Below are 12,007 nucleotides of genomic sequence, written 5' to 3'. Positions count from 1 at the left end.
TCAAGGTGTTATTAGAATTTACCAAAATGCATGGTCTAGGCAATGACTTCATGGTGATTGATTTAGTCAGTCAGCGTGCATTTTTAGATGAAACCATCATTCGCCGTTTGGCTGATCGCCATTTTGGTATTGGTTTTGACCAACTCTTGATTGTAGAACCACCTGATCTACCCAATGTTGATTTTAAATATCGTATTTTCAATGCAGATGGTAGTGAAGTTGAGCAATGTGGTAATGGCGTGCGCTGTTTTGCGCGTTTTGTTTATGATCGGCAGTTGACCAAAAAAACTAAATTAAAAGTTCAGACCATGGCTGGTATTGTAGAGCCTGAATTGGGTGCCAATGGTTGGGTTCGTGTCAACATGGGGATGCCTAAGTTTGAACCCGCAGAAATTCCTTTTGTTGCAGAGGATGATGCAGAAGGCTTGTATGATTTGGTATTGGCAGATGACGAAAAACTCAGCATCCAAGTGGTCAATATGGGCAATCCGCATGCTGTGACCATTGTGCCGGATATTCTGCAAGCGCCTGTTGCAAAATATGGTGCGCAAATTGAATCACATGAGCGTTTTCCGCAACGCGTTAATGCTGGTTTTATGCAGATTATAGATGAAACACATGCCAGACTGCGTGTGTTTGAGCGCGGTGTTGGGGAAACACTGGCATGTGGTACTGGTGCATGTGCGGCGGCTGTGGCAGGCATGCGTTTGGGGTTATTGTCCAGTCGTGTAGAAGTTGAATTGGCCGGTGGGAAGTTGTTTATAGAATGGCGTGAAGGTGAGCCTGTTTGGATGACCGGTCCAACGGCAACAATTTATGAAGGGCGTTTGGATTTACGTTATTTTCAAGCTTAAGACATTTTAAAGGCAAAGCGCTACTGCAAGAGAATGTGCTTGGCGTGGCGAACATTGATTTTTAAGAGACCGTTACGACGGTCTTTTTTGATGGTATATCATGGTGCGCTGAATTCTCAGTAAATAGTGAAAATAAAAAGGTCTATGCTATGGAATTTACCCAAATATTTAAGCTGCATCGCTTGCCTGGGATTCATCATAACCATGGCTTGGACAGTGATGATGAGCAGGCGCCAAGTGCTTTGGGTCTGAGCTAGAAAACAAGATCGTCTTGATGATGTGCATGTTAAAAATATCGAAAGCCGTTATGATGTAGGTAAATGTAGTCTCATCAAGTTCGTGCGAGTGATAGCGAGATCTGTGATAGCAGGATGAGGGGTAGCAAGATAAAGGTATAAAATCATGCAATACGGTGCCATGCAATTGTTGTCGATGTTTATGACACAACGTGAAACTCAAAACCATTCAGCACATACCTTAGATGCTTATTTTCGCGATATTACGAGCTTTATCGACTTTTGTTATGCGCGGCAATTGGCGTTGATGCAGGTTGAAGGTGCAGACTTGCGTGAGTACATCGCTTTTAAAATCGAGCATGATCAATTGAGTAGCCATAGTATCCAACGTCATCTCAGTTCTATACGTCAGTTTATGCAATGGGCGAAGCAAGGACAGTATCTACAGCACAATCCCAGTGATGATTTACAGCTAAAACGTCAACCACGTGCTTTGCCGGGGATGATTGATGTCGATACCGTGTTACAGATTTTGGAACAACCTGCGCCTGAGAAAGCCAAAGACCAAGCATTATGGTTGCGTGACAAAGCCATGTTAGAACTGTTGTATTCAAGTGGTTTACGTCTATCTGAGTTACAAGGTCTAAATCTACAAGATGTCGATTTTCAACGTCGCTTAATTCGGGTAACAGGGAAGGGCAATAAAACCCGTATTATTCCTTTTGGAGAACCTGCCAAAAAAAGCTTATTGGCGTGGTTACAGATTTATCCGAGTTGGCATGTCAGTTTATTGCCTAACTCTGCACTCTTTATTAGTCAGAAAGCCTCACGGATTACCCCGCGGCAAATTGAAAATCGGGTAAAGTTGCAGGCAAAACGCGCTGGCGTACATGTCGATTTACATCCGCATTTATTGCGTCATTGCTTTGCCAGTCATCTGTTGGCGAATAGCCGAGATTTACGTGCTATTCAAGAAATGTTAGGGCACAGTAATTTATCGACCACTCAGATTTATACCCATATCGATTTTGAACATCTTGCCCAAGTATATGACCAAGCACATCCGCGTGCCTATAAAACAGATTGATCTGCAACAGCAAGCATCAGGCTAAAAGCTATTTTTTATGTTGTATCTATTTCGGGTATTTAGGATGCATCTGATAAAAGCTTTCACGTGTTATTGCATATAGCACATGCGGCGCTAAGGGATGATCTGCTGCCAAGTCTGGATGGATAAAATCTTGCCTATATTGCATGCCGAGTTTTTGCATCACCTGTTGCGAAGGGGTATTGCATTGCGCGGTAAAAGCAACGACTTCAGAGAGCTTTAATTGTTCGAAAGCGAATTTTAAAGCGTGTTGTGCTGCTTCCGTTGCATAGCCACAGCGCCAATGAGCAGCATCGATGCGCCAACCGATTTCTACACATGGTGAAAAAGAAAACTTATCAGGTTGCGCATGTAAACCGACCATACCAATAAACTGATGATTGTGTTTCAGTTCAACCGCCCAAAAGCCCCAGCCTTGTGTGGCAATGAAGGATTGTGCAAGCGCAGCAAGTGCATCACTTTCTGAGCGGCTTAGGGGCTTTGGAAAATATTGCATGACCTTGGGATCGTTATTCATTGCTGCAAAAATAGGCAGGTCATCGCGCTGCCATGCGCGTAATATAAGCCTTGGGCTGCTGATATGCATCAATATCTCCAATATTCTATGTAAACTAGACCCATAAAGGCTGCTGTAAAATTAGTCATCTGTCTGGGTTTAATGATCTTGTTACAATTTATCATTTAGACAATTGCTGGTTAATTTGCCTTATTTACCCAAAATCCCCCCTTTAACTGCGATTAATACTAACCTTTTTACTCATAAATGTTGTAAAGTTGAGCTGGGTGCTACTCATGATGTATGGATACTTAATTTGAAAAATGCATTATAAATCAAATGTAAAAGAGGGCACTGTACAGAATTTTAGCGGTGAAAAAACACCACCTCATAAAACTGTGACCTAAACGTTCATTGATTTTCATGCTTTTTTGCGGAAGTTTTGTGTCATGCGACTTGACCGAAATGCCATACGCATTGCAAGATAAGGCACCTATAAAATTTAAATGAAGAGTTATTATAGCTTTTCTCAACATTTACTTTTGCTTATAACAGCCGAGGATTACATGAAGGCTCTTGTTGCTGTAAAACGTGTGGTAGATGCCAACGTTAAAGTTCGCGTAAAACCGGACAATAGTGCGGTTGATCTGACCAACGTCAAAATGTCAATTAACCCATTCTGTGAAATCGCAGTGGAAGAAGCAGTTCGCTTAAAAGAAAAAGGAACAGTATCAGAAATTGTTGTTGTTTCCATCGGTCCTAAAGAAGCGCAAGAACAAATCCGTTCTGCGATGGCTTTGGGTGCAGACCGCGGTATTTTGGTTGAATCATCTGAAGATCTTGGCGCTCTTGAAGTGGCAAAAATTTTAAAAGGTGTGGTAGAACAAGAACAGCCACAACTTATCTTGTTGGGTAAACAAGCCATCGATGACGATTCTAACCAAGTCGGTCAAATGCTTGCTGCATTGTTGAACGCGGGTCAAGCAACTTTTGCTTCTGAAGTGAAGGTTGATGGTGATAAAGTCCAAGTGACACGTGAAATCGACGGTGGTTTACAAACTGTTGAGTTGGCATTGCCAGCCATCATTACCACTGACTTGCGTTTAAATGAACCACGTTATGCGGCGCTTCCGAACATCATGAAAGCACGTAAAAAACCGCTTGATGTGAAAGCACCTGCTGACTTTGGTGTCAATGCCACCACTAAGCTTAAAACGATTAAAGTTGAGCCACCTGCAGAGCGTAAAGCAGGGGTACAAGTGAAATCAGTGGATGAGCTGGTTGAAAAGTTAAAAAATGAAGCGAAAGTGATCTAATACAGAAGGATAAAATCATGAGTATTTTAGTTATCGCTGAGCACGACAATAAGACACTAAATGGTGCAACTTTAAATGTTGTGGCTGCAGCTCAAGAAATCGGTGGTGATGTCACTGTATTGGTTGCGGGTTCTGGCGCACAAGCTGTTGCCGATGCCGCTGCAAAAGTAAGTGGCGTGTCTAAAGTTTTATTGGCTGACAGCCCTGCTTATGCCAATCAATTGGCTGAGAACGTTGCGGCATTGGTTGCCGATCTTGCCAAAGATTATAAATACGTTTTAGCACCTTCTACAACAACTGGTAAAAACATTTTACCGCGCGTTGCAGCATTGCTTGATGTCAGCATGATTACTGACATTATTGCAGTAGAATCTGCCAATACCTTCAAACGCCCAATCTATGCGGGTAACGCAATTGCGACTGTTCAATCTGATGAAAACATCATTGTCGGAACTGTTCGTGGTACAGCATTTGACGCGGTTGCTGCAGATGGCGGTTCAGCCAGTGTGGAAGCTGTTGCAGAAGCAAAAGATGCGAACTTGTCTAAGTTTGTTTCTGAAGAAATCGTTAAGTCTGAACGTCCAGAATTAACTGCTGCACGCATTGTGGTATCTGGTGGTCGTGGTGTGGGTTCAGGTGATAACTATCACACTGTACTCGATCCATTGGCGGACAAATTGGGTGCTGCACAAGGTGCATCACGTGCTGCGGTTGACGCAGGCTTTGTACCAAACGATATGCAAGTGGGTCAAACTGGTAAAATTGTTGCACCTGATCTGTATATCGCTGTCGGTATTTCTGGTGCGATCCAGCACTTGGCGGGTATGAAAGATTCTAAAGTCATTGTTGCAATCAACAAAGACGAAGAAGCGCCAATCAATGCTGTTGCAGATTACTGGTTAGTGGGCGACTTAAATACAGTTGTTCCTGAGCTGGTATCTAAGCTTTAAGAGCTGCATCATCCGCCGATGGGCGGATGTGTGTTCTTTGAAAAGCGCTCTTAACATAGTTTAAGAGCGCTTTTTTAATGTGTATACATCTCAGTTCTGGGAGCGAATAGCGGCTTATACAGTGTTTTATCCGGTATTTTTCCAGATGTTTTATTGAATGTGCCATTGCGTGTTCTATTGGAGCTTTTGTCAGGTGCTTCACTTGCCATAATCTTTGTGGCTAACTGTGCATTGTTCTGCCAATGCATGGCATATTGGTCCGTGTGTAGATGCCAAGCGTATGCTGAGAAGATATTGTATAAATTTTAGATTCTATAGGCTTTTTAGTGTTTAGCTGCCCTTCAAAAAAAGCCGTCGAATGGTCTTGCGTTCTGGGACAAATTGAACTATTTGTGCTATAATTTTTGGCTGTGTTTTTAGATCTTAACCCTTTACTTTGTTCTACAAAATGCGGTTAATTTTTACAAGATTTACGATTGATACGAGCGGTATTTCCCGTTTGTATAACAAGGAGTATGCATGAGCGTATCGGAAATTAGACCGATTGCTATTGAGGATGAACTCAAGCACTCGTACCTAGATTATGCCATGAGCGTGATTGTGTCACGGGCATTGCCAGATGTGCGAGATGGGCTAAAACCAGTTCATCGCCGTGTACTTTATGCCATGCACGAATTGGGCAATGATTACAACAAAGCCTATAAAAAATCTGCACGTGTTGTCGGGGATGTGATCGGTAAATACCATCCACATGGTGATAGTGCCGTGTATGAAACGATTGTTCGTATGGCACAAGACTTTAGCTTACGCTATCAATTGGTAGACGGTCAGGGTAACTTTGGTTCTGTCGATGGCGATAGCGCAGCGGCAATGCGTTATACCGAAGTGCGGATGCGCAAACTCACCCATGAAATTTTGGCAGACTTAGAAAAAGATACTGTCGATTGGGAAGACAACTACGACGGCTCTGAGCGTATTCCGCAAGTGATGCCGACGCGTATTCCCAACTTGCTGATTAACGGTGCCGCGGGGATTGCGGTGGGGATGGCGACCAATATGGCGCCACACAATATGACCGAAGTGATTCATGCGTGTTTGGCTTATGTCGAAGATCCACATATCTCGATTGAAGGGCTGATGCAGCATATCAGTGGTCCAGATTTCCCGACAGGCGGTATTATTTACGGTAAATCAGGGATTATAGATGCCTATCGTACCGGTAAAGGACGCTTGCATATTCGAGGTAAATACCATTTAGAAGAAGATGCAAAATCTGGTCGAACCACTATTGTTTTCACTGAAATTCCTTATCAAGTCAATAAAGCAAAAACCATAGAGCGTATTGCTGAGTTGGTGAAAGAAAAGAAATTAGAAGGGATTTCAGAGTTACGTGATGAGTCCGACAAAGAAGGGATGCGTATTGCGATTGACCTAAAACGTGGTGAAAACGCTGAAGTCATCGTCAACAATCTATTCTTAAATACGCAACTAGAAAACTCTTTTAGTATCAATATGGTCTGCCTAGACAACGGTCAGCCTAAATTGATGAATCTTAGAGAAATCATTGCAGCATTTATTCGCCACCGTCAAGAAGTGGTCACACGTCGTACTATGTACGAACTACGCAAAGCGCAAGAACGGGGTCATATCTTAGAAGGCTTGACCGTTGCATTGGCCAATATCGATGCAATTATTGAAACCATCAAAGCATCGGCTAACCCAGCGGAAGCGCGTGAGCGTTTGCAAGTGGGTGAATGGGCCGCTGGCGGTGTGGTTGCACTCTTAGAAAAAGCCGGTTCTGTGTCGGTACGTCCTGCTGTGATTGAGGGTGAAGATTTAGCACGTCCTTATGGGATTGATGGTGATATTTATCGTTTATCCCCTGCACAAGTCAACGCCATTCTGGAATTACGCCTACACCGTTTAACGGGTTTAGAGCAAGACAAGCTACATGCTGAATATGGCGAAATTCTAGGTCTGATTGCAGAATATACGGCAATCTTAAATGACTTTAATTTGCTGATGGAGGTGATTCGCACCGAGTTAAGCGAAGTCCTACAGCAATATGGTGATGCACGCCGTACCGAAATCGTAGAATCGCGCATTGATTTCTGTCGTGAAGATCTGATTCCTGAAGAGCAAGTGGTATTGACTGTTTCGCAATCAGGTTATGCCAAAACACAGCCTTTGTCAGATTATGCTGCACAGCGTCGTGGTGGTCGTGGTAAGTCAGCGACTTCCATGAAAGAAGATGACTTCATCCAGCATTTGATTGTGACCTCAAACCACGCAACCGTGCTGTTCTTTACCAATGTCGGTAAAGTCTATCGCCTAAAAGTCTTTGAAGTACCGCAAGCATCACGTGGTGCCAAAGGGCGTCCAATGGTGAATTTATTGCCTTTAGATGCCAATGAAACCATTACCGCGATTTTACCGGTCAAAGATGCACCGAAGAAATTCAAAGAACGCTTGGCCGATTTTAATACCTTCTTACAAGCACAGCGCAGTGGTTTATTGGCAGATCCAAGTATTACTGAGCACCTCGATGTACTCAGCAATAGTTTGCTGAATCATGATGCCAGCAGCATTGATGATTTAGACGAAGACACTGTGCAGCGGATTAAGCATGTGCATGCGTCTTTATCTGCACTTGAACAAACTGAAGATCAAGTCAATGCCTTTATTCAACATGCCGAAGGTCTATTAAAGAGTCAGTATGTCTTTATGGCAACGGCTTCCGGTACGGTCAAACGTGTGGCACTGGAACAGTTTAGTAATGTGCGTGCCAATGGTTTGCGTGCCATTGAGTTTAATGAAGAAGATACCTTGATTGGTGTCGCGATTACCGATGGCGAGCAGCAAATCATGCTGTTCTCCAATGAGGGTAAGGCGATTCGTTTTGCTGAAACGGATGCCCGTGCGATGGGTCGTAATGCCAAGGGTGTCCGCGGTATGCGGGTTGCCTTTGCTGGTGCGGCAGAAGAACTCGATGAGGCTGATTCAGACAGTGAAGATGATGAGAGCTTAGAGAGCAATATCTTAAGCCGAGTGGTGTCTTTGGTGGTGGTGCCTGAAACGGGTGAAGTGCTTTGTGCTTGTGCCAATGGCTATGGTAAGCGTACACCTGTCGATGACTTCCCAACCAAAAAACGCGGTGGTAAAGGTGTGATTGCCATTAAAACCTCGGAACGTAATGGTGAGTTAGTCGGCGCAGTTGCCATTGATGAAAGCAATGAGTTAATGCTGATCTCCGATGGCGGTACCTTAGTGCGTACTCGTGCGTCAGAAGTTGCAACAACTGGACGTAATGCGCAAGGGGTCCGTCTGATTCGTTTGAGTGATGCGGAAAAACTGGTGGCGGTCGTGTCGATTGCTGCGGTAGATGATATCGATGAAGACTGTTTGGCTGAAGAAGCATTACTCGATGAAATCGATGTGACAGAAGCAGCAGTTGATCCAGTTGCAGCAAATGCCGCAGGTCTAGAAGACTAAGCCATGGGTCGAAGACACTTGTTCAATCATCCAGACAAACTCTAAGCAAAAGAGATTGCGATCAAGAGCAAAAATAAAGGAGATTAAGGTCTCCTTTATTTTGGTCTATTGAAAAGGGTTAAATTATCTTATCTTGATTTTGCTTATAGCTGCTTGTGCTGTGTCGCGGGTATTTTTCGTGGTTGACTCAGACGCCAATAGGACCACGCCAGTAATATAACAGCTAAGCCAGCTAAATATAAGATTTTATCGAATACCAGTGCAGTAGGTACACCCATTTGGTTGAGCTGTATAAATAATTGCACACCTTGGGTGGAGGGCAGTGGGGCTGCCAGTGCTTGTAACCACTCAGGCATGGCCAAATGTGGCCAAGCAACTCCTGTTAATAAAAATAGTGGAATCGAAGTAAATACAATTAAATGCCCAGCACGTTCAGAAATATCCAAAAAGGATGCAATCAATAAACCGAGTCCAATGACACAGCTGATAAATACCGGAACAGCCAAGAGCATGCCCCAAAAGTTACCACCACGTGGGTAGTCATATAACCAGAAAGTGAAGCCAAATAAATAGCAACAGCCCAAGCAACCGATACTCAGCAAGGCTGCAAAAACACCGAAAAATTTGGCGGGTGTTGCTTGCCAGTTTTGCTCGCGATAGCCTGCGATTAGCATGGCAAGTCCAAGGACAATAGTTTGATGGATAATGAGCGGTGCAACAGCAGGGAAAATATAAGAGCCATATCCCGATAACACATTAAATAACGGCACTTGGTGTACTGGAATATGCGCTGCAAACTGCGTGCGATGGCTAAATTTTTCTAATTGTTGTTGGATGGCATTTTCAATTGAGCTGGCAATCCCGACACCAATTTGTTTGGTTCTAAGAAAATATGCAGCACTTAAATATAATCCGACCCCACCCACTTCACCACGTGCCACACTTTGCGATAGATTATGCGGCAATAACAAAATACCATCGGCTTGTTGTTGCTGGACCAAATGCTGTGCATCTAAAAAATTATGAGTGATTTGTTTGACCTCAATATTGGGGCTTTTCAGTACTTCAGTAATGATCCTTTGGCTTAAGTCACTTTGTTCTTCATCGACAATCACAATCGGTAAAAACTCGGCATGCTCCGCTTGGTAGGCGGTGGGATAGAAAAAACTATAAAAGAATACCGATAAAATCAACGTGGTTAAAATGGATTGATTGGCGACAATGTTTTTAAAGGTTTGGCTATAGTTTTGAAAAAAAGCTTTCATAGCGACATTCCTTTTTTATATTTTTTTAGCAGTATGGCACAGCATAAACTGAAGAAAACGCAAAAAAATATTAAGACCCATAGGGCGGGCAGCGAGGTGCTGATTGGACTTCCCACGACCCATTGCTCAGTTTGTAAACGGGCATAGGGCGTGTAGGGAATCAGCAATGCCCAGGTTTGAGTAAACAGTGGAGCATTATTGAGTGGTAGTGTGACCCCAGCAAAGCTCAATGAAGAACCGCCATAAACTGCCAATATACCAAAAGTTTTGGCTAAGTTTTTGCTGGCAATCACTACGGTTGCACTGAGTAGTGCATAAGACAAATAAAATAAAAATTGCGCCAACATCAATAAGGATAAGCTACCTGCAATAAACCAGCCGCGTATTTCAACGAGCCAGAATAGCCATAACCAAGTCCAAAGACAGAAAATAATCACATATACTAAAATCTTGGCAAAGAGTGCACGCATCACATGTGGTGTATTGAGCCAAGTTGCAGTGGTAGCGTATTTAAATTCTTGTCCTACCGCAAAAGCTACACAACAACAGAGTAGTAGGTGGAGCACTGCCGGAATAATAAACGGTCCTAAATAAAACTCATAGTTTAGACTGGGGTTAAACAAGGGCGATATTTTGACATGGGGGCTGGGTAAATCTAAATCAGGTAAGAGATTGAGTAAATAGTGATTGCCAGCAAAATCACCAATGGCTTTTAGACTACTCACCAGCATGGCTGAAGAAATGGTATTGCCCAAACTAAAATAACTTTGGTTATAGACGATAGCAATTTCAGCATCTTTACCTTGTACCAAACGCTGTTCAGCACCCGCTGGAATCTGTACATAACCCCAGATTTTATTTTGATTGAGTTGCTGCTCAGCTTCTTGTTGGCTCGAAGTCCGAAGTACAACGGCCAGGCTATGGTTTAGGCTGAGATATTTGTCAATTTGATGGCTTAGTTCACCTTGATCTTGGTCAATTAAGCCGATGGGGACATGCTCAGGTTTACCGTGCATAAACATAGCGCTAAACAGCACGATCACCAACAGAGGGGCAAGTACGGTTAAGCAAAAGTCCCATTTATGACGTATAAGGTACTTGAGCTCACGTTGTATGCCAGCCCACATTTATTGATTGCCCTTGATGTTAAAAATCACACTCATACCAGCTTTGAGTCCAGGAATGGGTTGTTTCGGAATTAAATGAAATTTAAAACTACGAATATCATATCCACCCGTTTGGCGTGTGGTTTTTATGGTGGCAAACTCACCTTCGGCATCTATATTGCTAATTTTAAAATTGGCGTGGCGATTTAGCGCTGGAATAAAGCCTTGTAAAGTTTGTGCTTGATAGATATTGACATATTGGTCTTCACGAACATTGAGGCTGACCCATAATTCTTCATCTTCTAAGACACTGACGACAGGCACACCGATGGCAACCAGTTCTGAGACTTTGCCATAAGTTTTCGAGACAGTTCCATTAACCGGAGAGAGCAGTAGCACTTCCGCTTCTAGTGCATTCACTTCATGCAAAGCAGCTTTGGCAATTTCCACTTGAGCATCTGCTGTGGTTTTTTGCTCAGAGGTGCTACCGCGTTTGGCACGTAAATACTGTTGGTATGCCGCTTCTGTCATTTCACGTGAAGAAATTGCTGATGCTTGCATTTGATCTAAACGTTGTCGTGCGATCACGCCTTCTTTATATAGTGCGATACCACGGGTATAGGTGGTTTGTGCAAGTTTTTCTTGTGCTTTTAAACCTTGCCAATTGGCATAGAGTGAATCGATATTTTCGGCTTCAGAACCCCGGTCGGTTTTGGATTGTAGTGCCAAAGCAGTGGCAAGGCTGGCCTGAGCCTGCTGTTTACGTGCTTCAATTTCTGGGCTGTGTAAGCGTACTAAGGGTTGGTTGCGCTTAATTTTTTGACCTTCAGTCACAAAAATTTCTTCAATACGACTGGGCACTTTGGTACTGACATAGACGGTTTCAGATTCAACACGACCTTGCAGTTCTATGCTTTTAGGTTGATAACTCTTCCATAAACCAAAGCCAATCAGTGCCAAGAACAGCAATAAGACGATCACCACAATGACTTTCTTTTTGGCAGCGTTACTTTCTGCATTATGCTTCTGCGGATTGTTATTGGGTGAGGGAGAGTGGGTATCTTGTGCTGTCGTATTTTGATGGTCCATGCTGGGGTGCTGATCTGCAGAATGCCCAGTATGATTGCCCATACTATTGCGATGGTCTTGTTGCTCAACAGCGGATGTCGTTGTTGACGCTGCAG

The 12,007-nt window shown here is 43.4% G+C and carries 9 protein-coding genes; 5 read left to right on the top strand and 4 right to left on the bottom strand.

The annotated features are described in order from the left end of the window. Positions 1–5 precede the first annotated feature (5 nt). Together dapF and xerA are read left to right on the top strand one after the other, a co-directional pair. A complete protein-coding gene (gene dapF / locus BFG52_RS12105) occupies positions 6–854 on the top strand; it encodes a diaminopimelate epimerase (RefSeq protein WP_067556579.1) in 849 nt (282 codons plus the stop codon). A 402-nt stretch (positions 855–1,256) separates the two neighbouring features. Beyond that, positions 1,257–2,177 (top strand): site-specific tyrosine recombinase/integron integrase, encoded by a 921-nt coding sequence (gene xerA / locus BFG52_RS12100; protein WP_067556576.1) that lies wholly within the window; start codon positions 1,257–1,259, stop codon positions 2,175–2,177. A 46-nt stretch (positions 2,178–2,223) separates the two neighbouring features. Here xerA and BFG52_RS12095 read toward each other — a convergent pair whose 3' ends face one another. After that, positions 2,224–2,784 carry a GNAT family N-acetyltransferase gene (locus tag BFG52_RS12095; protein WP_067556573.1) on the bottom strand — a complete coding sequence of 187 codons (561 nt, stop codon included), beginning with the start codon at positions 2,782–2,784 and terminating at the stop codon, positions 2,224–2,226. Between the two features lie 476 nt (positions 2,785–3,260). Between BFG52_RS12095 and BFG52_RS12085 the strand changes: the two genes are divergently transcribed. The 3 genes from BFG52_RS12085 to gyrA all read left to right on the top strand — a co-directional run bounded on the left by BFG52_RS12085 (position 3,261) and on the right by gyrA (position 8,452). Continuing rightward, on the top strand, positions 3,261–4,010 hold the full coding sequence (locus BFG52_RS12085; RefSeq protein ID WP_067556568.1) for an electron transfer flavoprotein subunit beta/FixA family protein: 750 nt from the start codon (positions 3,261–3,263) through the stop codon (positions 4,008–4,010). A gap of 17 nt (positions 4,011–4,027) precedes the next feature. After that, positions 4,028–4,960, top strand: coding sequence for an electron transfer flavoprotein subunit alpha/FixB family protein (locus tag BFG52_RS12080; protein WP_067556565.1), 933 nt, complete (start codon positions 4,028–4,030; stop codon positions 4,958–4,960). A 519-nt stretch (positions 4,961–5,479) separates the two neighbouring features. Continuing rightward, positions 5,480–8,452, top strand: coding sequence for a DNA gyrase subunit A (gyrA, locus tag BFG52_RS12075; protein WP_067556562.1), 2,973 nt, complete (start codon positions 5,480–5,482; stop codon positions 8,450–8,452). A 143-nt stretch (positions 8,453–8,595) separates the two neighbouring features. Here the strand turns inward: gyrA and BFG52_RS12070 are convergent, their stop codons facing one another. Genes BFG52_RS12070 through BFG52_RS12060 form a run of 3 tightly spaced genes read right to left on the bottom strand, consistent with a single transcriptional unit; the run spans position 8,596 to position 11,954 of the window. Beyond that, positions 8,596–9,717, bottom strand: a complete 1,122-nt coding sequence (locus BFG52_RS12070; protein ID WP_067556559.1) for an ABC transporter permease — start codon at positions 9,715–9,717, stop codon at positions 8,596–8,598. After that, the gene (locus BFG52_RS12065) at positions 9,714–10,844 is read right to left on the bottom strand and encodes an ABC transporter permease (RefSeq protein ID WP_067556556.1); all 1,131 of its coding nucleotides are present in this window, start codon (positions 10,842–10,844) and stop codon (positions 9,714–9,716) included. The genes BFG52_RS12070 and BFG52_RS12065 overlap by 4 nt, the downstream gene beginning before the upstream one ends. Then, positions 10,845–11,954 carry an HlyD family secretion protein gene (locus tag BFG52_RS12060; protein WP_407639252.1) on the bottom strand — a complete coding sequence of 370 codons (1,110 nt, stop codon included), beginning with the start codon at positions 11,952–11,954 and terminating at the stop codon, positions 10,845–10,847. It lies immediately after the preceding gene. Between the last annotated feature and the right edge of the window lie 53 nt (positions 11,955–12,007).

This window comes from Acinetobacter larvae, from assembly GCF_001704115.1.
GTDB classification, from domain to species: domain Bacteria; phylum Pseudomonadota; class Gammaproteobacteria; order Pseudomonadales; family Moraxellaceae; genus Acinetobacter; species Acinetobacter larvae.
This window is presented reverse-complemented; position numbering and strand designations above follow the sequence as displayed.

Bases quoted from the DNA above. Each gene is read 5' to 3' on its own strand.
- xerA (WP_067556576.1), top strand. From the start codon at position 1,257: ATGCAATACGGTGCCATGCAATTGTTGTCGATGTTTATGACACAACGT.
- BFG52_RS12095 (WP_067556573.1), bottom strand. From the start codon at position 2,784: ATGCATATCAGCAGCCCAAGGCTTATATTACGCGCATGGCAGCGCGAT.
- BFG52_RS12085 (WP_067556568.1), top strand. From the start codon at position 3,261: ATGAAGGCTCTTGTTGCTGTAAAACGTGTGGTAGATGCCAACGTTAAA.
- BFG52_RS12080 (WP_067556565.1), top strand. From the start codon at position 4,028: ATGAGTATTTTAGTTATCGCTGAGCACGACAATAAGACACTAAATGGT.
- gyrA (WP_067556562.1), top strand. From the start codon at position 5,480: ATGAGCGTATCGGAAATTAGACCGATTGCTATTGAGGATGAACTCAAG.
- BFG52_RS12070 (WP_067556559.1), bottom strand. From the start codon at position 9,717: ATGAAAGCTTTTTTTCAAAACTATAGCCAAACCTTTAAAAACATTGTC.
- BFG52_RS12065 (WP_067556556.1), bottom strand. From the start codon at position 10,844: ATGTGGGCTGGCATACAACGTGAGCTCAAGTACCTTATACGTCATAAA.
- BFG52_RS12060 (WP_407639252.1), bottom strand. From the start codon at position 11,954: ATGGGCAATCATACTGGGCATTCTGCAGATCAGCACCCCAGCATGGAC.